At 44.2% G+C, this 539-nt stretch carries 1 pseudogene; it reads left to right on the plus strand.

Features of this window, described 5'->3' with window-relative positions:
* A pseudogene (locus tag EXT47_RS23925) lies at positions 1-249 on the plus strand (IS110 family transposase); the annotation flags it as partial.
* Positions 250-539: the final 290 nt, after the last annotated feature.

Consider the following 539-nt stretch of genomic DNA (forward strand, 5'->3'; position numbering starts at 1 on the left):
AAGATAGGTCATATCCCCAAAAGACGAGGCAATACATTAAGGAAAAACCTGTTTCTCGGTGCAAGAACGGTAGTCAGCAGGCTAAAACATAAAGAAGCGACCACAGAGAAAGAACGCTGGATAAAAAATCTACTCGCCAAGAAAAGCGTGAAATGTGTTGCCATTGCATTGGCCAACAAAACGGTTAGAACTGCCTATGCCTTACTTAAAAACGGCTCAACATACGAGCCAAAAATCTTAGCGGTGTAGCACTGAGTAACAGAAGAACAAATCAAGATAAATAGAACGTAAAAGCAGAAAGCATACTGAGATTACCCCCAGTATTGAACAAGCCAAGATAGAGCATTAAGCGGTGAGACCCCCCCCTTGAGAGCCTGTTAAACCGCAGGTGTATACAAATACCGCGTGGGAGAGAAGGCACAAGGGCGCGAATACATCAAAGAGGCCGAGGTAGCACCTCATCAAGAGCCCGGATATAAGCACGCAATCACACTAATAATGCTAAAAGTGGCTTGTACAATTGGAGGAGTCCATATAAG

Origin of the sequence: Pseudoalteromonas sp. CO342X (assembly GCF_004208915.1) — a bacterium.
GTDB classification, from domain to species: domain Bacteria; phylum Pseudomonadota; class Gammaproteobacteria; order Enterobacterales; family Alteromonadaceae; genus Pseudoalteromonas; species Pseudoalteromonas maricaloris.